The sequence below is a fragment of the Azospirillum largimobile genome, from assembly GCF_977007025.2.
In genome coordinates, this window is the sequence record NZ_CDRMUA020000006.1 from 109,735 (window position 1) to 131,047 (window position 21,313).

General features: G+C 68.4%; 15 protein-coding genes. 7 read left to right on the forward strand and 8 right to left on the reverse strand.

Going from position 1 to position 21,313, the window contains the following annotated elements; translation table 11 throughout:
* Position 1: 1 nt before the first annotated feature.
* The 4 genes from ACWPKK_RS27820 to ACWPKK_RS27835 form a co-directional block, all read right to left on the reverse strand.
* Positions 2 to 1,174 (reverse strand): zinc-dependent alcohol dehydrogenase, encoded by a 1,173-nt coding sequence (locus ACWPKK_RS27820; protein WP_452010972.1) that lies wholly within the window; start codon positions 1,172 to 1,174, stop codon positions 2 to 4.
* 109 nt (positions 1,175 to 1,283) lie between these two features.
* The gene (locus ACWPKK_RS27825; RefSeq protein ID WP_452010975.1) at positions 1,284 to 1,901 is read right to left on the reverse strand and encodes a hemerythrin domain-containing protein; all 618 of its coding nucleotides are present in this window, start codon (positions 1,899 to 1,901) and stop codon (positions 1,284 to 1,286) included.
* A gap of 103 nt (positions 1,902 to 2,004) precedes the next feature.
* Positions 2,005 to 3,345, reverse strand: coding sequence for a glycosyltransferase family 87 protein (locus ACWPKK_RS27830; RefSeq protein WP_324869869.1), 1,341 nt, complete (start codon positions 3,343 to 3,345; stop codon positions 2,005 to 2,007).
* A 435-nt stretch (positions 3,346 to 3,780) separates the two neighbouring features.
* Positions 3,781 to 4,080, reverse strand: coding sequence for a hypothetical protein (locus tag ACWPKK_RS27835; RefSeq protein WP_452010979.1), 300 nt, complete (start codon positions 4,078 to 4,080; stop codon positions 3,781 to 3,783).
* Positions 4,081 to 4,250: 170 nt separating this feature from the next.
* On the opposite strand from ACWPKK_RS27835, the gene ACWPKK_RS27840 reads away from it, so the two are divergent.
* The 3 genes from ACWPKK_RS27840 to putA all read left to right on the forward strand — a co-directional run bounded on the left by ACWPKK_RS27840 (position 4,251) and on the right by putA (position 9,745).
* A complete protein-coding gene (locus tag ACWPKK_RS27840) occupies positions 4,251 to 4,838 on the forward strand; it encodes a DUF1003 domain-containing protein (RefSeq protein ID WP_452010982.1) in 588 nt (195 codons plus the stop codon).
* Positions 4,839 to 5,034: 196 nt separating this feature from the next.
* Positions 5,035 to 5,649, forward strand: coding sequence for a metal-dependent hydrolase (locus tag ACWPKK_RS27845; RefSeq protein WP_452010985.1), 615 nt, complete (start codon positions 5,035 to 5,037; stop codon positions 5,647 to 5,649).
* 370 nt (positions 5,650 to 6,019) lie between these two features.
* Positions 6,020 to 9,745, forward strand: coding sequence for a trifunctional transcriptional regulator/proline dehydrogenase/L-glutamate gamma-semialdehyde dehydrogenase (putA, locus tag ACWPKK_RS27850; RefSeq protein WP_452010987.1), 3,726 nt, complete (start codon positions 6,020 to 6,022; stop codon positions 9,743 to 9,745).
* A 103-nt stretch (positions 9,746 to 9,848) separates the two neighbouring features.
* Here putA and ACWPKK_RS27855 read toward each other — a convergent pair whose 3' ends face one another.
* Entirely contained in the window at positions 9,849 to 10,727 is an 879-nt protein-coding gene (locus ACWPKK_RS27855) for a helix-turn-helix domain-containing protein (RefSeq protein WP_452010989.1), read from the reverse strand.
* A 40-nt stretch (positions 10,728 to 10,767) separates the two neighbouring features.
* The gene (locus tag ACWPKK_RS27860; protein ID WP_452010991.1) at positions 10,768 to 11,595 is read right to left on the reverse strand and encodes an alpha/beta fold hydrolase; all 828 of its coding nucleotides are present in this window, start codon (positions 11,593 to 11,595) and stop codon (positions 10,768 to 10,770) included.
* 210 nt (positions 11,596 to 11,805) lie between these two features.
* Here ACWPKK_RS27860 and ACWPKK_RS27865 point away from each other — a divergent pair, with 210 nt between their 5' ends.
* The gene (locus ACWPKK_RS27865; protein ID WP_452010993.1) at positions 11,806 to 12,957 is read left to right on the forward strand and encodes an MFS transporter; all 1,152 of its coding nucleotides are present in this window, start codon (positions 11,806 to 11,808) and stop codon (positions 12,955 to 12,957) included.
* 7 nt (positions 12,958 to 12,964) lie between these two features.
* On the opposite strand, the gene ACWPKK_RS27870 is transcribed toward ACWPKK_RS27865, so the two are convergent.
* The gene (locus ACWPKK_RS27870) at positions 12,965 to 14,248 is read right to left on the reverse strand and encodes a family 4 glycosyl hydrolase (RefSeq protein WP_452010994.1); all 1,284 of its coding nucleotides are present in this window, start codon (positions 14,246 to 14,248) and stop codon (positions 12,965 to 12,967) included.
* 208 nt (positions 14,249 to 14,456) lie between these two features.
* On the opposite strand from ACWPKK_RS27870, the gene ACWPKK_RS27875 reads away from it, so the two are divergent.
* From ACWPKK_RS27875 to ACWPKK_RS27885, 3 genes are all read left to right on the forward strand, one after another.
* Positions 14,457 to 15,821, forward strand: a complete 1,365-nt coding sequence (locus tag ACWPKK_RS27875) for a GH1 family beta-glucosidase (protein WP_452010995.1) — start codon at positions 14,457 to 14,459, stop codon at positions 15,819 to 15,821.
* 101 nt (positions 15,822 to 15,922) lie between these two features.
* Entirely contained in the window at positions 15,923 to 17,746 is a 1,824-nt protein-coding gene (locus ACWPKK_RS27880; protein ID WP_452010998.1) for an ABC transporter ATP-binding protein/permease, read from the forward strand.
* A 117-nt stretch (positions 17,747 to 17,863) separates the two neighbouring features.
* On the forward strand, positions 17,864 to 18,571 hold the full coding sequence (locus ACWPKK_RS27885; RefSeq protein WP_452011000.1) for a Crp/Fnr family transcriptional regulator: 708 nt from the start codon (positions 17,864 to 17,866) through the stop codon (positions 18,569 to 18,571).
* Between the two features lie 25 nt (positions 18,572 to 18,596).
* Here ACWPKK_RS27885 and ACWPKK_RS27890 read toward each other — a convergent pair whose 3' ends face one another.
* Positions 18,597 to 21,284, reverse strand: a complete 2,688-nt coding sequence (locus ACWPKK_RS27890; RefSeq protein ID WP_452011003.1) for a methyl-accepting chemotaxis protein — start codon at positions 21,282 to 21,284, stop codon at positions 18,597 to 18,599.
* Positions 21,285 to 21,313: the final 29 nt, after the last annotated feature.

The following is a 21,313-nucleotide window of genomic DNA, read 5'->3' on the forward strand; positions in this document are numbered from 1 at the left end:
CTCAGGGCTTGAGGACCACCTTGATGCAGCCGTCCCGCTTGTCGCGGAAGGTCTTGTACATCTCGGGGCCCTGATCGAGCGGAACGGTGTGGGTGATCACGAAGGACGGGTCGATCTGTCCTTCCTGGATGCGGTTCAGCAGGTCGTCGGTCCAACGGTTGACGTGGGTCTGGCCCATGCGCCAGGTCAGGCCCTTGTTCATCGACATGCCGAAGGGCATCTTGTCGATCAGCCCGCCATAGACGCCGGGGATCGACAGCGTGCCGGCCGGGCGGCAGACATAGATCATCTCGCGCAGCACATGGGCGCGGTCCGATTCCAGCATCAACGCCTGCTTGGCGCGGTCCATCATGCTGTCGAGCGTGGCCGTGGCGTGCGCCTCCATGCCGACGGCGTCGATGCATTTCTCCGGACCCTTGCCGCCGGTCAGCTCGTTCAGCCGCTCGACGACGCTCTCCTCCTCGAAATTGATGGTGATGGCGCCGCCGGCCTTGGCCATCGCCAGCCGTTCCGGCACGCGGTCGATGGCGACCACCTGCTTGGCGCCTAGCAGGATGGCGCTGCGGATCGTCATCTGCCCGACCGGGCCGCAGCCCCAGATCGCCACCGTGTCGTCCGGCTGGATGTCGCACTGGGCGGCGGCCTGCCAGCCGGTGGGGAAGATGTCGCCCAGGAACAGAACCTGCTCGTCGGTCAGTCCGCTGGGGATCTTGATGTGAGTGCGGTCGGCCATCGGCACCCGCACATACTCGGCCTGTCCGCCGGCATAGCCGCCGGTCAGGTGGGTGTAGCCGAACAGGCCGGCGGTGGTGTGGCCGAACAGCTTGTCGGCCAGCGCCTTGTTGCGGTTGGAGCGCTCGCAGACCGAATAGTTGCCGCGTTTGCACTGGTCGCACTCGCCGCACCAGATGGTGAAGGGCACCACCACCCGCTCGCCGACCTTCAGCGCGCTTTTGGCGTCGGCCCCGACCTCCACCACCTCGCCCATGAATTCATGGCCGACGATGTCGCCCTTTTCCATGCCCGGCATGAAGTGGTCATGCAGGTGAAGGTCGGACCCGCAGATGGCGCAGGTCGTCACCTTGACGATGGCGTCGCGCGGATGCTCGATCTCCGGATCCGGGACCGTGTCGCAGCGGATGTCGTTGGCGCCGTGCCAGACCAGTGCTCTCATCGATCTCTCCCCGATATTGGCCGTTCATCCAGGGCCGTTCATCAAGTCGGTTCAGCAACAGGACCGGCGGGCGGAGCGTTCCGCCCGCAGTCGTGCAGTCCCGTCGGGATCAGAGGATCAGCGCCTTTTCGCGGGCGACGCCGCCGGACATGGTGGCGGTCTGGCTTTCGTCCATGCTGTTGCGCAGGGCGGGAAAGTCGATCTCCTCCTCCTGCCGGATATGGCCGTCGATGATGCGCTTCAGGTCCAGCGCCACGGCAAGCCAGTGCGGATCGTCCTTCGGCGTCTGCTCCAGCGTGAAGAGATGCATCTTCATCTCCGCATGCTCGCCGTAGAGGTGCTTGGCGTCCTCCTCCTTCCGCGCCTGGTCGTGCAGCATGGGATAGACGACGTCCTCCTCCGCCATGGCGTGGGCGGCCAGCCGGCGCTTCAGGCGCAGCAGCAATTGGGTGCGGCGGCCGGGCGCGTCTATGGGCGTCTGCACCATCTCCACCAGCAGCGCCTGAATGTGGCGGTGGTCGTCGATCAGCGCGTCGAAACCGTCGCGGCCCGCAGACGCGCGGGCCGATCCGGCGAGCTGCGCCACCACCGGTGGCAGCAGCCGGCTCGCCACCAGCGCCAGGGCCGCACCGCCGGCCATCATCGCCAGCCCGCGGGCCGACATCCAGCCCGTGCCGTCCTCATGGGAATGGCCTGCTTCCGGATAGCGTGGCGTGTAGCGTGGCATGTCTGGGCTCCTTCCTGCCGGTTGGGTCATCTGGCCCACCAACAGGCGTGGAAGCCCCGGCGTTCCGGTGTGCGGCCGGGAGCCAGGCGGCGCGGGCCGCGCGTCAGCCCGGCAACGCCGCCTGAGGGAAGGACAGCGGCCGGCTTTGGCGAACCGGTGCCGCCACCCGCCACAGCACCGTCATGAGGATCAGCGTGCCGAAGAACATGTAGGATTGCAGGATGTTGAAGGACGTGTCCGCCAAGGCGTTCGCGGGCTTGAAGGCGTCGACGGCGGTGAGAAGGAACGCGACGCCAAGGAGTTGGAAATTGCGGTTCGCGGCCTGTGGGCTTTCCGCCGCCGTCCCGGCCACGGCGAGGAAGGCGATGGCGAAGGCGGGCAGCAGAATGCCGAAATGATGGATCCAGGCGACCGGCGATCCGACCGTGAAGCATATGCCGGCCATCGCGAAGGACAGGATCCCGCCGTCACCGTGGTCGTGCCGGCGCCAGAGCAGGCCGAAGCCGATGAACAGCAGGCCGGACGACATGGTTGCCCAATAGACCAGCGGATGGTGCGGGGCGAAGGCGTCGCCCAGCCATTGCACATTGTTGCCGTTGTGGAGCAGCCGGTTCAGAAGCCCGTTCAGCGTCTGGTTGGAGTAATATCCCTCGCCATGCGCGCCGATGAAGGACAGGACGTCCAAATAGGTCAGCATCGGCTTCACCCCGTACAGCATTGCCGTCACCGCGGTGCCGACCGCCACGACGGCCGCCCAGCCCCCGGCGATCCGCCACTCCTTGCGCAGCAGCGCCCACAGCAGGAACAGCGACATCTGCGGCTTTATCAGCGTCGACAGGCCCAGCAGCATGCCGACCGCCCAACGGCGGTTGCGGCAGTAGAGGATCGTCGACAGGACGAACGCCGCGTTCAGCCAGACCTGGATTTGGCCGACCGAGAAAGCCTTCGCCACCGGGAAGAAGCCGAGCGTCGCGAGTACGCCAAGGCTGGCCAGCTTCAGACGCGCGGACAGCGTATCGGACGGGCCGGACAGTCCCAGCCGAGCCGCCAGCTCCAGCATGAGAACGCCCATGCCGAGCGCGGTGGCGCAGGTGAGGATGAGATTGACCAAGATGTAGACCCGAAGGTGCAGCAGGCCGACCGACGACATCACCTCCATCGGGAGAAGGGAGGTCAGCGGATATTGGAACTTCACATGTTCGACGAAGAAGATCGCTTCATAGACATTCTCGCCGAGATGCCGATGCAGCCAGTCGAAGGCCTTCATCATCGGTTCCCAGGAATCCAGGGGAAGCCGGGCTGGCGATCCGACGAAAATCAACTGGAGGACATCGGAGATCGAACACTCGGTCAGGCTGGTGGAATCCAGAAACGGCTTGAGAACGATATCGAACAGTACGATGACGAGAAGTAGGAATGCCGACGTGATTGCGACTGCCGACATCAGCCGATTCGTGCCATTTGCCCTGCCAAAGTCCTGTTGCCCGCCAGCATCCATGCTCGTCGCTCCCGATCCCGATTATTATTGACGATCGACGGTGGCGGGGGCCGATGACGAGACGGCCGGCACATCCGATCTTTGATCGTCTGCTCGTCGACGCTTCGCAGCGCTCGACGTTCGGAGCGGAAGGCTAGGTTAGTAATCTGGCTTTTGGAACATGTCCCACCGGTTGTAGGCAGGATTAATGCCATTGTGTGGACGAAACATTTCCGGGCGCCAGAGCCATCATCGGTGACGGTTCGACCAAATCCGACTTAGCGTCCACTCGTCTGCTGCGGTATCTCCGGTTCCGCCATTCGACCGGTACCTCGGGCAAGGGTCGGTTCCGGCGAGTGCCTGAACGGGTGCGCCGAAGCACTCGCCGGTATCGAAGGCCGGTCAACCCGGCTTGCCTTCCTCCCGGTTGCGCGGACGCTTGCCGGCGTTGTCCTTCGGGGTCGGCGGGGCGGCGTGCTGGTCCGGCAGGTCGCGGCGCTGTCCGGTGCCCTCGCCGACGGTGACCGTGGTCGACGGTCCGCCGCCGACAGTGTGCGGCAGGTCGTCCGCGCTGCCGGTTCCGACACCCATGCCCTGGCCGGCCCGGCCGGGAGTGACCGGCCCGCCACCCTGTGCGCCCGGATTGGGGCTGTCGGCATTGGAGACCTGCCGGTCGCGATCCTGATCCCGATCCTTGTTCATGCTGTCCTCCCATTGGTGTTCGCCCTTCGGCCAACATGCCGTCCGGTCGGGAGTTCCGGACACGGTCGGACGGGGAGGGGTCGGAACGGCCGTCGAGGGGCCGCGGTTGTTGGTTGGCGGCGACGGGCGGCAGCGCCCGGACGGCCGCCGCGGAGTATGGAGACCCAACGATGGCAGATTTCTCGCAGACCGCCGCCGGCGCCGGGCGCAGCGGCGGCCCACCGACTTACCCGCCGCCGCAGACTGCCGGTCTCAGTGCCGTGCTGGAGCGCAACATCCAGGCGCTTCAGGCCCGCCGCAAGCGGGAGGAGGTGGAGGCCACGTTTCAGGACCGCATCGCCGACCGGATCACCCGCTTCACCGGCAGCATGCGCTTCGTCTACCTGCATCTGGTGCTGTTCGGCGGCTGGATTCTGATCAATCTGGGCTGGATCCCGATCGTCAAGCCATGGGACCCATCCTTCGTCGTGCTGGCGATGATCGCGTCGGTAGAGGCGATCTTCCTGTCCACCTTCGTCCTCATCAGCCAGAACCGCATGGCCTCGGTGTCGGACAAGCGTGCCGACCTCGACCTGCAGATCAGCCTGCTGGCCGAGCATGAGGTGACGCGGCTGGTGACTCTGGTCTCCTCCATCGCCGACCATCTGGGGGTGAAGACGGAGGTCGACGCGGAACTGGACGTCATCCGGCAGGATGTCGCCCCCGATGCCGTGCTGGACGAGATCGAGGCGAGCCAAGCGGAGGCCAAACGGAGTTGAACGGCGGCGAGGCGCCATCCGGCAACCCACCGTTGCCGAACGCATGGAGGTTATGCGTTTAGGGAATCCCTCGGTCCTGCATGCGATATTGTTCTGGAGGCGAAGAATATCCTAAGGTCAGGCTACCCCCATTTCGGGCTTGGCGCAGACCACGTCCCGACAGAGACCAGCTTAAGGCCCCCGGTGACCGACGGTGATGGCGTCCTCTCACATAATCGTCGGTGGCGCCACCTGGTTCTACCTGTCGAGCCGGTACGGGATGACCTTCGACCCGGTCGCCTTCGGCGCGGCGATTCTGGGGGCGCTGGCGCCGGACATCGATCATCCGAAATCGACTCTGGGACAGATGGTGAAGCCGCTGTCCACGGCGATCTCCAACATCTTCGGACATCGCGGAGTCACCCATTCGGCCCTTGCCATCGCCGGATGCCTGTGGGTTCTGCATGAGCATGCAGCCTACCAGCATCTGCTGATTCCCTTCATCGTCGGCTATCTCACCCATCTGGCCGGCGACCTGCTGACCCCCGCCGGGCTGCCGCTGCTGTGGCCGATCAAGCGGCGGCGCAACTTCGCCCTGCCGGTGCTGAAGACGGGCGGATTTTCCGAACAGTTGGCGGTGACGCTGATGGCGGGCTGGATGATCTCCGGCCTGTTCGCCGGCGGCTGGCCGCAGTTCCCCCTTGAGCGCCCCTGGCGGTCCGTCGTCGCCGCGGCGCAGACCTATCTGGGGGAGGGCGGCGAGAAGTCCGCACCCCCCGTGCCTGTGCGCAAGCCGCCCGAAAGCAGCCGCACGAAGCCGCTGAAGGGCTGAGCGCCGCCCATTCCCGCGCTTTTGCTCCATCGCCGATGAAAGTTCGGTTTCCGTCGCCGCTCTCAAGAGACATGCGGCGGCGAGTAGGAATTTCCGAATTTCGTTCCGCCAACTCGCACAAGCGCTCGGATTGCGATCGCAAACAGGCAGTATGTTCTGAGATTTTGCCGCAGAACCAAAATTCTGTTCGGCATCGAGGACGTATTACGAGATGTTAATCGGAAAAATTGGCAAAATACCAGATGGCATGGATTCGGGAAAATCGGTTAGCCTGACAGGCATCGGACCGGCCCTTGCGCAACGCCGGCCACGAGCTTTTTCCAGCTCTCGCCCCCCGCCCCCGACCAGAGCCAGCCACGCGATGAACCAGATGATCGACCCGAGCGTTGCCCCCGCCTTCGAGCCGTCCCTCTCCACCGGTGCCGGCCCCTTCGCCGCTTTCGCACCCGTCGTTCGTCCGGCCAGTCCGCTGCGTCAGGCGATCACCGCCGCCTATCGCCGGCCGGAGCCGGACTGCGTGGCGTGGCTGGTGGAGCAGGCGACGCTGCCGGCCGAGGTGACCGCGGCGGCGGCCCAGACCGCGCGGACGCTGATCTCGGCGCTGCGCGCCAAGCCGCAGGGGCGCGGGGTGGAAGGGCTGATCCACGAATACAGCCTGTCGAGTCAGGAAGGCGTGGCGCTGATGTGCCTGGCGGAGGCGCTGCTGCGCATCCCCGACCGCGCCACCCGCGATGCGCTGATCCGCGACAAGATCTCCGGCGGCGACTGGCGCGCCCATCTCGGCAATAGCCCGTCGCTGTTCGTCAACGCCGCGACCTGGGGGCTGCTGGTCACGGGCAAGGTGACGGGCGTGCTGGGCGATACTTTCGGCGGCGAGCAGGCGCTGTCCTCCGCTCTGACCAAGCTGATCCTGCGCGGCGGCGAGCCGCTGATCCGCCGCGGCGTCGATTTCGCCATGCGGATGATGGGCGAGCAGTTCGTTACCGGCCAGACCATCGACGAGGCGCTGTCCAATAGCCGCAAGATGGAGGCGGAGGGCTTCCGCTATTCCTACGACATGCTGGGGGAGGCGGCGACGACCGCCGCCGACGCCGACCGCTACTACGCCGACTATGAAAAGGCGATCCACGCCATCGGCAAGGCGTCGGCCGGGCGCGGCATCTATGACGGTCCCGGCATCTCGATCAAGCTGTCGGCCCTGCACCCGCGCTATTCCCGCACCCAAGCCGACCGCGCGATGGCGGAGCTGCTGCCGCGCGTCACCGAGCTGGCCCGGCTCGCCCGCCGCTACGATATCGGCCTGAACATCGACGCCGAGGAGGCCGACCGGCTGGAGCTGTCGCTCGACCTGCTGGAATCGCTGTGCTTCGACCCGGATCTGAAGGGCTGGAACGGCATCGGCTTCGTCGTGCAGGCCTATGGCAAGCGCTGCCCCTACGTCATCGACTTCATCATCGATCTCGCCCGGCGCAGCGGCCACCGGCTGATGGTGCGACTGGTCAAGGGCGCCTATTGGGACAGCGAGATCAAGCGCGCCCAGGTGGACGGGCTGGAGGATTTCCCGGTCTACACCCGCAAGCTGCACACCGACGTGTCCTATGTCGCCTGCGCCCGCCGGCTGCTGGGCGCGCCCGACGCGGTGTTCCCGCAGTTCGCCACCCACAACGCCCAGACGCTGGCGACCATCTACCGGATGGCCGAGCAGATGAACCCCGCCGGCTTCCAGGTCGGCCAGTACGAGTTCCAGTGCCTGCACGGGATGGGCGAGCCGCTATACAAGGAGGTGGTCGGTCCGCTGAAGCGGCCCTGCCGCGTCTATGCCCCCGTCGGCACCCATGAAACCCTGCTGGCCTATCTCGTCCGCCGCCTGCTGGAGAACGGCGCCAACAGCTCCTTCGTCAACCGCATCGCCGACAAGAGCGTGTCGATCGACGATCTGGTCGCCGACCCGGTGGCGCAGGCCCGTGCCGCCCTGCCGGTGGGCGAAAAGAACCCGCTGATCGCCCTGCCGAAGGACCTTTTCGGGGTGGAGCGGGCGAATTCCGCCGGCCTGGACCTGTCGAACGAAACCACGCTCGCCGACCTGTCCGCCGCGCTGCGCGACAGCGCCGCCATCGCCTGGACCGCCGCCCCGCTGCTGGCGGACGGCGAGCGCCGCGGAAGCGCCCAGCCGGTGCTGAACCCGGCCGATCACCGGGACGTCGTCGGGCACTGCGTCGATGCCGCCCCGGCCGACATCGCCGACGCCTTCCTGTTCGCCGACGCGGCCGCCCCGGTCTGGGCCGCCACCCCGCCGGCCCAGCGCGCCGCCTGCCTGTTCCGTGCCGCCGACGAGATGCAGGCGCGCATGCCGACCCTGCTGGGCCTGATCATCCGCGAGGCCGGCAAGTCCACCGCCAACGCCATCGCCGAAGTGCGCGAGGCCATCGACTTCCTGCGCTATTACGGCGCCCGGGTGCGGGACGGCTTCGACACCGACACCCACCTTCCGCTGGGACCGGTGGTTTGCATCAGCCCGTGGAACTTCCCACTCGCCATCTTCTCCGGGCAAGTCGCCGCGGCGCTGGCCGCCGGCAACCCGGTGCTGGCCAAGCCGGCGGAGGAAACCCCGCTGGTCGCGGCGGAAGCGGTTCGCATCCTCCGCGCTGCCGGCGTGCCGGCCGGTGCGGTGCAGCTGCTGCCCGGTGCCGGTCAGGTTGGCGCGGCGCTGGTCGGCCATGCCGGCACCCGCGCGGTGATGTTCACCGGCTCCACCGAGGTGGCCCGGCTGATCCAGCGCCAGCTGGCCGAGCGGCTGTCGCCGGAAGGCGCGCCGATCCCGCTGATCGCCGAGACCGGCGGCCAGAACGCCATGATCGTCGACAGCTCCGCCCTGGCGGAGCAGGTGGTCGGCGACGTGATCGCCTCCGCTTTCGACAGTGCGGGGCAGCGCTGCTCGGCCCTGCGCATCCTCTGCCTGCAGGAGGATGTGGCCGACCGTACGCTGACCATGCTGAAGGGCGCAATGCGCGAACTGCGCCTCGGCAGTCCCGACCGGCTGGCCATCGACGTCGGTCCGGTCATCACCGCCGAGGCACGCGACGGCATCACCCGCCACATCGAGGCGATGCGGGCCAAGGGCTGCCGTGTGGAGTTGCTGCCGCTGCCGGCGGAGACCGCCAACGGTACCTTCGTCGCGCCGACGATCATCGAGATCGACCGCATCGCCGACCTGGAGCGCGAGGTGTTCGGCCCGGTCCTGCACGTCCTGCGCTTCCGCCGCGACGATCTGGACCGGCTGGTCAATGCCATCAACGGCACCGGCTATGGCCTGACCTTTGGCCTGCACACCCGCATCGATGCCACCATCGACCGGGTGACCAGCCGGATCGAGGCCGGCAACCTGTACGTCAACCGCAACACCATCGGCGCGGTGGTCGGCGTACAGCCCTTCGGCGGCCACGGCCTGTCCGGCACCGGCCCGAAGGCCGGCGGCCCGCTGTACCTGTCGCGCCTGCTGTCCGTACGTCCGGCCCTTGACCTGGGCTTGCGCGGAAATGACGCCGTACGTGCGCCGGCCCATGCCTTCGCCGGCTGGCTGGCCGACCAGGGCAAGGCGGAGATCGCCACCGACATACGGTCGCTGGCGAAGCGCTCGCCCGTCGGCGGCAGCGTCGAACTGGCCGGTCCGGTGGGTGAAAGCAACGTCTACAGCCTGATCCCGCGCGGCCGCATCCTGCTGCTGCCGCAGACGGAGGACGGGCTGTACCGGCTGCTGGGAGCGGCACTCGCCACCGGCAACGAGGTGGTGGTCGACGGCGATAGCGCCGTCACCGCCTGCCTGGCGAGCCTGCCGGCGGAGCTTGCCGCCCGTGTCCGGGTGACGGCGAACTGGCTGTCCTTCGGTGCCCTGGCCGGTGCGCTGGTGGAGGGCGATGCCGCCCGCCTGCTGGCCGCCACCCGCCGCATCGCCGAACTGCCCGGCCCCATCGTCCTGACCCAAGGCGTGCCGGCCGGCGGCGAGGGGGTGGAGATCGCCTGGCTGATGAACGAGCGCTCGCTCAGCACCAACACCACCGCGGCCGGCGGCAACGCCAGCCTTGTGGCGATGAGCTGAGGGCGGGAGGGGGAAATCCCCCTCTCCCCCCTGGGGAGAGGGTCGGGGTGAGGGGGATGCACCGCAGGATTTCCACGAAGGTCCCGTAGTGCACCCCCTCACCCTAACCCTCTCCCCGGGGGGAGAGGGGATCCCTCGCCGTTTCGACAAGTGTCCGGCGCAACCTCTCCGCCGTCTCTGCATCGGCTGGGAAGAAGGCCTCGATCGCCAATTCAGACAGGGTGACGTCCACCGCCGTCCCGAAGACCGTGGTCGTGCTGAACAGGCTCAACAGGCCGAGGGACGTGTGCAGGCGCAGCGGAACGACCACGTCGGGATGGTGCCCGGCCTCGCAGCCGCTATCGTTCGAAGAAGAGGGCGGGTCGGGATAGCCCTGCAACTCGTTGCGCAAGGCCACCAGCGCCGGGTCGGCGCTCGCCTCGATCTGGCGGGTCAGGCGGGACTGCACATGCTCGCGCCATTGCGCCCAATTGCCGATGCGGCCGGCCAACCCGTCGGGATGCAGGCTGAGACGCAGGACATTGACCGGCGGTGTCAGCAACTCCGCCGACACTCCCTTCAGCAGCGGCGCCACCGCCCGGTTCGCTGCAATCAGCTGCCAATGCCGGTCCACCGCCAGCGCCGGGAAGGGCTCGTGCCCGGTCAGCACGAGGTCGACCGCCTTGCGCGCCGCCTCCATCGCCGGGTTGTCCAGGCTGTGTTCGCTGTAGACCGGGGCGAAGCCGGCGGCGACCAGCAGGGCGTTGCGGTCCCGCAGCGGCACGTCCAGCCGTTCGGCCAGATGGATCAGCATGCTGCGGCTGGGCTGCGAGCGACCGGTCTCCAGGAAGCTGACATGCCGGGTGGAGATGTCGGCCTCGCAGGCGAGATCCAGTTGGCTGAGGCCGCGGCGCTGGCGCCAGGACCGCAGCAGGGCGCCGACCGGCGGCCCGGCCGGCGTCCTGCCGGTGCGGGTGGCGGCTTGAGGAGTGCCATGGGGCATGGAACCTGCTCCGAACCCATATCGACGGCTATCGTTGCCGTTATCGGCCGGCGAAGGCCAGCAGTTCCGCGTTGAAGCGGTCGCGGTGGGTGAGGAACAGGCCGTGCGGAGCCCCCTGGTAAAGCGACAGGGTGGCATTCGGCATCAGCGCCACCGTGCGCTCGGCGAGTGCGAGCGGGGTGGTCACGTCGCGGTCGCCATTCACGACCAGGGTGGGCACGGCGATGGCCGGCAATTCATCCCGGAAATCGGCAGAGGTGATGGCGCGGTGGCACTCCAGCAAAGCCTTCAACGAGGATTGCAGCGCCATTCCGGTGACCCAGCCCTTCATTTCCGCCGATGTTTCCCCGGTCACGAATGGATCGATGTTGTCGCCGAGCCATTTGGGGAAGTCGCGCAGCAGCTGTTCCGACCGGAAGGTTTCGAACAATGCCGGATCGACGCCGTCGGGGTTGTCGTCGGTCCTCGCCATCAGCGGCGTGATGGTGCCCACCATCACCACTCCCTTCACCCGCCCGGCGCCGTGGCGGGTCAGATAGCGCACGATCTCGCCCGTCGCCATCGAGTGGCCGACCAGCGTTACGCCGCGAAGGTCCAGCGCCTCCAGCAGGGCGGCGACGTCGTCTGCCAGCCGGTCGAAGCCGTAGCCGGACGGCGACTCGTCCGACTTGCCATGGCCGCGGCGGTCGAAGGCGATGCAGCGGCATCCCTGCTCGGACAGCGGCGCCATCTGGTAGGCCCAGGCGTCGGAGGTCAGCGACCAGCTCGACACGAAGACGATGGGGTGCCCTCCCTTCGGGCCGCCCTCCTGGTTGCCCCAATCGCGATAGAACAGGCGCACGCCGTCATCGGTCTGAATGAACCCCATGATGTCCTTCCTCCCTTGCCGACCCGCCGGATTGTCCCGGCGAACCCAGGATCGCCCGGCGGAGGGAGCCGAATCGATTACTTGGCAGGTAACGGCGGCCACGAACCTCCCCGCGGCATGCGCATGCCTGCCATCACCGTCGCACTGCGGTACGCCCGCGGCCGATCCGGTTAAGGTCCTGAACCTCTGTCGTCGCCGTTCGGGCCATCCATGCGTCTTATCTTCCTGCTCGGCCTCGCCGGGTTCGCCAGCGCCTTTTCCCTGCGCACCACCGATCCGATGCTGACGCTGATCGCCGACGACCTCGGCGTTACGGTCCGGCAGGCGGCGCTGCTGGCTTCCGCCTACACGCTGCCCTATGCGCTGATGCAGATCGTGCTGGGGCCGGTCGGCGACGCCATCGGCAAGTCGCGGCTGGTGCGGCTGGCGCTGGCCGTGCTGACGGTGGGGCTGGCGCTGTCCAGCATCGCGCCGACCTACGGCACGGTGATGGCCGGGCGCATCCTGGCCGGCGCCTTTGCCGGCGGCATCATTCCGGCCTCCATGGCGCTGATCGGCGACCGCGTGCCCTATGAGGAGCGCCAGATCGCCATCAGCCGCTTCCTGCTGGCGGTGATCCTGGGGCAGATGTCGGGGTCGGCGGTGTCGGGTGCGCTGGCCGAGGCCTTCGGCTGGCGCGCGGTGTTCGGCCTGTCCACCGGCCTGACCGCGCTGATCTGCGTCGCCACCCTGATCGGGCTGGCACGGGAGGTGGAGACCCGCTCCCGCCTGTCGGTCGCGGACGCGCAGCGGCGCTACGCCACCGTGCTGACCAACCCGGCCTCGCTGATCGTCTTCGCCACGGTGGCGGCGGAAGGGCTGCTGATCTTCGGCGTCTTCCCCTTCGTGGCGCCGGTGCTGATCGAACATGGCGCGGCCGGCGCCTTCCAGGCCGGGCTGACCATCGCCGCCTTCGCCATCGGCGGCGTGGCCTACAGCGCGGTGGTGCGGCGGCTGATCGCCTCGCTCGGCCAGTGGGGCATGATGAAGGCCGGCGGTCTGGCGGCCGGTCTCGCCTATCTCGTCATCGCCTTCCCGGTGCCCTGGCCGGTGGTGAGCCTCGCCTTCCTGGTCGCCGGCTTCGGCTTTTACATGCTGCACAACACCATGCAGACCCAGGCGACGGAGCTGGCGCCGACCGCCCGCGGGTCGGCGCTGGCCCTGTTCGCTTCCTGCTTCTTCATCGGCCAGGGGATCGGGCCGGTTCTCTACGGCTACATCTCCACCCATACCGGCTTCGGTCCGCTGTTCCTCGGCGTCGGCGCGCTGACCGCCGGGCTGGGCTTCGCCTCGGCCCGGCTGATCCGGCGGGGACGGGCGTAGGCATTCCTCAGAGACAAGCCCGGATATAGGGCCGGTTCGCCTCCCACAGCTCGTCCAAGATGGCGACGGCGGCGGTGCTGGAGTTGATGACCGGGTCGATCAGCAGGGCCTGCAGCGCCAGTTCCTTCGATCCGTGCAGCGCCGCCTCCACCGACAATTGCTGCACGTTGGCCTGGACCGACAGCAGTTTGACAATGCCGTCGGGCAGGCGTCCGAGCGAGATCGGGTGGATGCCGGCGGCGTCCGCCACCAGCGGAACCTCCACCGCCAGCTCGTCGGGCAGGCCGGGGATGACGCCGCGGTTGATGACGATGCCCGATTCGATGAAGCGCTTCTGGTTGTGCAGTTGCCCGGCGATCACCGCCACCGCCCGTTCGCCCCAGGACGGCTTGGTCCAGTCGTCGGGGATCGGCTTGCTGCCGTCGATGACGCCGTACATCAGGTCGCGCAGGATGACGCGGCCCTCTTCATCGTGCTTGAAGTCGAAGCCGTGCTCCCCGGCTTCCCAGCCATAGGGCAGGAACTCGCCGGTGTGGTCGTCGCTGGGCGTCACCCACAGGCCGAAGGCGTGGAACAGGCGCCGCGCCAGCGGGGTGAAGGCCGGGTCATGGACCGCTTCGCGTTCGCGCAGCAGGGGGTAGAGGTCGCGCCCCGTCGCCTTCTCGCGGATCGCGGTCAGCCATTGGAAATGGTTCAGCCCGGCGCCCCAGACATCCACCTCCTTCTCCGCCATGCCCAGGATCTGGCAGATGAACCAGCGCGCCAGGAAGATGCCGTGGCAGAGCCCCAGCGTCCGCACCGACGTGCAGCGCGACAGGCCCAGGACGATGCGGCTTTCCGGGTTGGACAGGTTGATGAACAGCGCGTCCGGGCAGATCGCCTCGACATCGCGGACGATGTCGACGATCAGCGGCAGGGTGCGCAGCGTGAAGAACAGCCCGCCGGGGCCGCCGTTCTCGCCCAGCGTGTGGCGGATGCCGTGCTTCTTCGGCACCTCGAAATCCAGCTTCCACAGCCGGTTGCGGTCGATGGCGATGGCGCACAGCACGAAGCCGGCGCCCTGCAGGGCCGCCTTGCGGTCGGTGGTCTTCTCGATGGTGATGCCGGCGTCCCCATGGCGGTTCATCACCTCGGCCAGCGCCGCCATGCGGTCGAGCGCCTCCGCGTTGGTGTCGACCAGGGTCAGGGTGCTGCCGGCCAGTTCGGTGGTGGAGAACAGGTCCTGGAACAGGCTGAGCCCGAAGGCGGCGCTGCCCGCACCGATGAAGACGATCTTGGTGGTGTTCGGCATGGTGGGGTTCCTCCGTGAGCGGAGCGGCTGACCGCCGTCTTATCGCAACAGGCTACGCCTTTCGGACGGGTCCGCACAGTGCCTGCGTGCAACCGCCCGCTGCTGCGCCACCGCGTCGCGCTATGCCCGATCGCGTGCTTGTCCCATGGCGAAGGGCGGCCGGCTGGGGCATGCTGGGGAAAACGACCATCCCCGTGGGAGGATAAGAATGGACAGCTTCAGCCAGCCCGTGTCCCAGGCCGCCGATGCCAAGCCGCTGAGTTTTCCGCCGGATTTCCGCTGGGGTGCGTCCACCGCATCCTACCAGATCGAAGGGGCGGTCAATGCCGACGGGCGTGGCCCTTGCGTGTGGGATACCTTCACCGCTGATGGACGCATCATGGACGGCAGCAGCGCCGCCGTCGCCTGCGACCACTATCACCGCTTCCCGGAAGACATCGCGCTGATGAAGGCGGCGGGCTTCGACAGCTACCGCTTCTCCATCGCCTGGCCCCGCATCCTGCCGACGGGAACCGGGGCGGTGGAGACGCGCGGCCTCGATTTCTACGACCGGCTGGTCGATGGGCTGCTGGAGGCGGGGATCACGCCGATGGCCTGCCTCTACCATTGGGACCTGCCGCAGCCGCTGGAGGATGCCGGCGGCTGGCAGGGGCGGGAGATCGTCGGTCCCTTCGCCGATTATGCCCGCATCGTCACCGCGCGGCTGGCCGACCGGGTCAAGACCTGGATGATGCTGAACGAGCCGAACGTGGTCGCCATCTTCGGCTATGGGGTGGGGGAGCATGCCCCCGGCCACAAGCTGGGCGAGCAGGGCATCCTGCGCGCTCTGCACCACCAGAATCTGGCCCAGGGGGCGGCGTTGCGCGCCATCGCGGCGGAGCATTCCGGCCTGACGCTGGGCACCGTGCTGAACCTGCAGCCCGCCGTTCCCGACAGCGACCGGCCGGAGGATGTGGCCGCCGCCGCCCGCTGGGACGCGGTGTGGAACCGGGTGACGCTGGACGGGCTGATGCGCGGGCAGATCCCGGCGCTGCTGGCGGACAAGATGGCGGACTTCGTGCTTCCCGGCGACGAGGAGGCGATCCGCTATCCCATCGACCTTCTGGGCATCAACTACTACTCCCGCATGACGATGAAGCATGAGGAGGGGCGGCCCTTCGACGTCGGCTGGGGCGAGGCGCAGTGCCAGCGCTGGACCGGCATGGCGTGGCCGGTGCAGCCGGAGGGGCTGTACGACCTGCTGACCGAGCTCCGCACCGGTTACGGCAACCCCGCCGTCTACATCGCGGAAAACGGCTGCGCCTATGACGACGTAGTGACGCCAGACGGCCAGATCCATGACGCGGAGCGGGTGCTGTATTACCGCGAGCATCTGGAATCTGTGGCGCAGGCGCTGGCGGACGGCTGCAACGTCAAGGGCTACCTGTGCTGGAGCCTGCTCGACAATTTCGAATGGGCCTTCGGCCTGTCGAAGCGGTTCGGCATCGTGCGGGTCGATTACGACACGCTGGAACGCACGCCGAAGGACAGCTACCGCTTCCTCGCCGAGGTTGTGAGAACGGGGAGGCTTTAAGCCTTTCTTCGCCCCTGCCCCTGTACTTTTGTCCAAGCACGTCCTATTCGTTAGTAATACGGACGGTAAGGGATTGAGGGCGGAGGCCCGGGATGGCCGACATGACCGACGATAGAGGCGCCAAAACCAGCGGCGGCAAAACCGGGAATGCCAATACCGGCGACGGTGCGCCCGGCTTCGCCCGCCGCTTCCTCCGCCTGGCGGGCGGTTACTGGCGCGGGCGGTCACGGGTGACCGTCTGGGCGCTGACCGTGGCGCTGTTCGTGCTGACGATCGGACAGGTGTCGGTCCCGGTCCTGATCAATCTGTGGAGCGAGCGGCTGTTCGACGCGCTCGAACAGCGCTCCATGGACCGGTTCCTGACCATGATCGGACTGGTCGGGCTGATCATCGTCTACAACATCGTCATCGTCGTGCTGCACCTGCGGGTGAAGCGCCGGCTGCAGATGGGCTGGCGCGACTGGCTGACCCGCAAGCTGCTGGAGGATTGGCTGCGCCGCGGCCGCCACCACCAGATCGCCTATATGCCGGGCGAGCATGACAACCCCGACGGCCGCATCGCCGAGGACATCCGCATCACCGCGGAGATGGCGATCGACCTCGGCCATTCACTGACCTATTGCGCGCTGCTTCTGATCAGCTTCACCAACATCCTGTGGATGCTGTCCGGCACGCTGTCGCTCACGCTGTTCGGAACCGAGCTGTCGGTGCCGGGTCATCTGCTGTTCGTGGCGCTGCTCTATGCCGCCATGGGCACGACCATCGCCATGCTGATCGGACAGCCGCTGGTCAATGCCGTCAACCGGCGCCAGGGCTATGAGGCGGATTTCCGCTTCGCGCTCGCCCGCATCCGCGAGAACGGCCAGACCATCGCGCTGCTGCACGGGGAATCGGCGGAGCGCGGGCATCTCGCCTCGCTGTTCGGCGGGGTGGTGCGCGGCTGGACCGGGCAGACCCGCGCGCTAAGCCACATGATGGTGTTCAGTGCCAGCTATTCGGTGCTGTCCGCCGCCTTCCCGATCCTGGTCGCCGCCCCGCGCTACATCGCCGGGACCATCTCGCTCGGCGTGCTGATGCAGACAGCGCAGGCCTTCCAGCAGACGGTGGGCGCCCTGTCCTGGCCGATCGACAACCTGCCGCGCGTCGCCGAATGGCGGGCCTCGGTGGAGCGCGTGCTGAACCTGCACGACGCGCTGGTGCGGCTGGACCGCGATGTCTGCGACGTGCCGGACGGCCACATCCAGGTCGTGCGCTCCGAAGAGCACCACACGCTGGTCTTCAGCGGCGTGTCCATCGACGAACCGAACGGCACGGCCGTCGTCCATGCCTTCGACCTGGAGGTCCGTCCGGGCGACCGGGTGCTGATCGGCGGTGATGCGACGGCGACCATCCGCCTGTTCCGTGCCGTGGCCGGCGTGTGGCCGTGGGGCAGCGGGCGCATCACCCTGCCGGCCCACACCCGCGTCTTCTTCATGCCGGAACGCCCCTATCTGCCGCACGACAGCCTGCGCGCGGTGCTGGCCTATCCCGGCCCGGCCTCGTCGGTGGCGGACGACCGGGCGTCGGAGGCGCTGGTCAGCGTCGGTCTGCCCGATCTGGTCGACCGGCTGGACAGCACCGACCGCTGGGACGAGGTGCTGTCGGTGCCCGACCGCCAGCGGCTGGGCTTCGCCCGGCTGCTGATCCGCCGCCCGGACTGGATTTTCCTGGAGGACGCCACCGACAGCCTCGATCCCCCGGCCGAGGAGGAGTTGCTGACCCTGATGGAGCGGGAGTTGCCGAACGCCACCCTGCTGACCATCGGCCATCATGCGGGGCTCGGCGCCCACCACAGCCGCAAGCTGGTCCTGGAACGCACCAACGGCGCCGTGACCCTGCGCGAGGAGGTGCGCGAAGCCCGGCCGGTGACGGAGAGCGTGGCGTGATGGTTCCCTCATGCGGGCGTTGATCGCCGCATCCTTGGAACGCATCCAAAAAGCTGCCACACTGCCCGGCGACCACCGTTCGTACCCACAGCATCGTCGCCCCGCAAAACCATGGACATGAACGTGAAGAAGACCAGCATCAACGCGGCGTGGCGGGGGCTGGCGAACTGCCGGGGGTGCGGCATCAGGGAATCCGCGCTTTTCGCCGATCTGACGGAATCCGATTTCAACCTGATTCATCTGCCCATCGACGAAATGACGGTGGCGCCGGGGGCGGCGCTCTACCATGTCGGCGACGAGCCGACGGCCCTCTTCACCGTGCGCGGCGGGCTGGTGAAGCTGGTGCAGTATCTGCCCAACGGCGGCCAGCGCATCGTCCGGCTCTTACGCACCGGCGACACCGCCGGGCTCGAGGCGGCGCTGGGCGAACCCTATCGCCACACCGCCATCGCCATCCACCCGGTCCTGACCTGCCGCATCCCCCGCGCCGTGATCCAGCGCCTGTCGGAGGAGACGCAGCACCTGCACCAGCAGTTGATGCGGCGCTGGCATCAGGCGGTGGAACGCGCCGACGCCTTCCTGGTCGAACTCGGCACCGGCAGCGCGCGGGCGCGGGTCGCACGGCTGTTCCTGACCCTGGTGGACGACCAGGGCGAATGCGATTTCTTCGGGCGGGAGGATGTCGGCGCCGTGCTGGGCATCACCACCGAGACCGCAAGCCGCGTCGTCGCCGAACTGAAGCGGCAGGGCCTGCTGAACGAGATGCGGCCCAACCGCTTCCACTGCGACGTGGACGCCCTGCGGGAGCTGGCGGACGGGCCGTAGCCCGTCCTCGGCATCCGTACCCGCATCAGGCCGCCCGCATCTCTCCCACCAGCGCATCGACCTGGCCGGACAGGGTCCGCAGCTGGCCCTGCACGGTTGAGGAGGCCGACAGCACCCGGTTGGCGGATTCGCCCGACTCCCGCGCGGCGTCGGCGACGGAGTCGATGTTGCCGCGGACATGCTGGGTGCTGTCCGCCGCCTCTCCCACATTGCGGGCGATCTCGCGGGTGGCCGCGCTCTGCTGTTCCACCGCGGCGGCGATGGTGACGGCGATCTCGTTCACCTCGCGGATGGTGCCGGCGATGGAGCGGATGGCATCCACAGCCTCCTGCGTCACCGACTGCATCGCGGCGATTTGGGCGGAGATGTCCTCCGTCGCCTTCGCGGTCTGGGTGGCGAGCCCCTTCACCTCGCTGGCGACGACGGCGAAGCCTTTTCCCGCCTCGCCGGCGCGGGCGGCTTCGATGGTGGCGTTCAGCGCCAGCAGGTTGGTCTGGCCGGCGATGGACTGGATCAGCCCGATCACCTCGCCGATGCGGCCGGCGGTCTGGGCCAGCCCTTCCACCGTGCGGTCGGTGCGCTCGGCCTCTTCCGCCGCCTTGCGGGCGATCTGGCTGGAGGCGTGGACTTGGCTGCCGATCTCCTGGATGGAGGCCGACAGCTCCTCCGTCGCGGCGGCGACCGCCTTGACGTTGCCTTCGGCCTGCTGGGAGCTGCCGGCGGCGGTCGTCGCCTCCCCGGCGGTCAGGTCGGCGCTGCGGGTCATGCGTTCGGCCATGTCCTGCATCTCGCTGGCGGCCTGGGCCACGCGGTCCAGCACGCCGCGGACGCTGGTCTCGAAATTCTCCGCCATCTCGACCATGGCGCGGCGGCGCTCGCCGGCGGCACGGCCGCGTTCGGCCTCGGCGCGGGCGTTGGCTTCGCGGGCGGCGTTGGCGGTGTCGCGGAAGACCATCAGCGCGCGGGTCATGTCGCCGATCTCGTCGGTGCCGGCGGCGGGGATTGATGCGTTCAGGTCGCCGGCCGCGATGGCCCGCATGGCGTCGGACAGCGCGCTGAGCCGGGCGACGATGTGGCGTCCCACCACCAGCCAGGCCAGCGCCGCGGCGCCGACCAGACTGCCGACGGCGAACAGGATCAGCATGTTTCGGCCGGCGGCGATGGTGCCGTCGGTACCGGCGACGGCGGCCTTGGCCTCGTCCCGCATGGCGGCGATCTGGCGGTCGACGGTGGCGGCGAAGCTCTGGGACAGCAGGCGGTTCTCCGCCAGGACCCGGCCTGTGTCGGCCACGGCCGCCAGTTCGGCCCGGCGCAGGGCAACGATGCCGTCTTCCCCCCGGCCGAAGGCGGCCAGCGCCTTGGCCAGGGCGCTGATGACCTCGTTGCCGGCGGCATCCTCGGCGCCTTCGCCCTTATCGGTATCGGCGAGCTTGACGATGCGCTGGTCGAGCGCGATGGCCTCGGTGATGAAGCGCTTTTCCAGCAGGGCCAGGCGGGTGGCGTCGGCGGCCTGCGCCGCTTCGTTCAGCGCGCCGGCCAGGGCGGTGCCGTGGGTCGACAGTTCCAGATAGGTGCGGAAACGGTCCAGGCCGGGGCCCAGCAGATCCTGCGTGGACTCCTGGATGCGGGAGCGGACGTCGAAATTGGCGCGCTTGATGTCGCTCTGCACCTTGCGCAGCGGCGCCTTCAGCCCGTCCAGCAGGCCGGCCGCCTGCGCCCGCGCCGCGCCCAGCCTTTCATCCAGCCGCCGGTTAATCGCCCCGGCGCTGTTCTCGCCGCTGTTCCCGCCGCTGTTGCTGGGGCCGTCCAGCGCCGCCCGGCGCAGTTCGAAGACATTGTCCTTGCCGTAGCCGAAGAGGAACAGCGTGTCGATCTTGCCGGCCATGTCGACTGGCAGCCGGTCGCCCAGCGTGCCGAGCGTGCCCGTCACCTGGGAGGAGGCTTCCAGATAGGCCTGCTGCAGCTCGCCGATGGTCTTGGCGTCCGGCGCGGTGCCGGACCGGTTCATGGCGTCGAGCGCAGCGGCGATGCCGCCCCGCAGGTCGTAGAGCGCGATCATCGACCGCACCGCGTCCGACAGCGCCCCCATGTCGCTGTCGGTTCCGCCGTCCAGCGCCATGCCCTTGTCCTGCAGGGACTGTCCGGCGCCCTCCACCAGCGGCGCCAGCGTCTTGAGGAAGCCGTCATAGGCCTGGGCTAGCCGGGCCGACGCAGCCTCGCGCCGGTCGCGCAGGGACAGGCGGGCGGCGACCCCGTCGTTGACGCGGTCCAGCGTGGCGATCAGGGCGTTGCCGGTATCCCGCACCTCCGACAGCAGCGGGTCCTGCGGGCGGCGCCCGGCCAGCTCGTCGACCAGCGCCAGGAAGGCGTGGGAGCGTTCGCGCGTGTCGGCCTGGATGCGCTCGCGTTCCTCCTGGCTTCCGGCGCCGTCCAGGGTCGGGGCGGCGGTGGCGATGCGGCTGCTTTCGCCGGCCAGCCGGGTCGCCAGTTCCATTTCCGGCAGGCTGGTGTCGGCGATTTGCGCCATCGGCCGTTCGACGGCGGAAAAGGACATCAGCCCGACGGCGCTGGCCGCCACCGTCATCGCCGCCATGCCGGCGAAGGCCAGCAGCAGCTTCGCCCGGACGCCGAGGCGGCGCCGGTTGCCCAGGCTTGGATTGCTGCCGGACGGTCCTGAAACGTGCTGGGGGAGGGCAGATGCGGTGGTGGACATGGCGTCGGGTCCCCTCGGGGCGAGTGTGG